The organism is Citrobacter sp. VF227 (genome assembly GCF_052950715.1).
In genome coordinates this window covers 1-462 of record NZ_JBRFVF010000422.1, presented here as the reverse complement: position 1 = coordinate 462, position 462 = coordinate 1, and the positions used below count along the sequence as shown (strand labels likewise).

Annotated in this window: 1 pseudogene; it reads left to right on the top strand. The window is 58.7% G+C overall.

From position 1 onward, the window contains the following. Positions 1-462 (top strand): annotated as a pseudogene (locus tag ACU8YC_RS27110) (L-methionine/branched-chain amino acid transporter); the annotation flags it as partial.

The window sequence follows — 462 nt, the reverse complement described above, 5'->3', positions numbered from 1 at the left end:
TCCCTGCGCTGGCTGCGCTGGTGGCCGGCAACAAAAGTTTGTGGGCCTGGCCGGTGCTGATTGTTTTAGTTTTTCCCGTGGCGATTGTCTTTGCCATACTGGGTCGCCATTTTCCCAGCGCGGGCAGCGTAGCGCATTTTGTCGGCATGGCCTTTGGCTCACGCCTGGAGCGCGTCACCGGATGGCTGTTTTTATCGGTGATTCCCGTCGGCTTGCCCGCGGCATTACACAGCGCCGCCGGATTTGGCCAGGCGATGTTTGGCTGGCATGACGAGCAACTGCTGTTGGCGGAACTCGGTACGCTGGGATTGGTTTGGTATATCGGCTCTCGCGGCGCAAGCACCAGCGCGAATCTGCAAACGGGCATTGCCGGACTGATTGTTGCCCTCATTGTCGCTATCTGGTGGGCGGGCGATCTGAAACCTGGCGAAATCCCCTTCCCTGCGATTAGCGATATTGAAA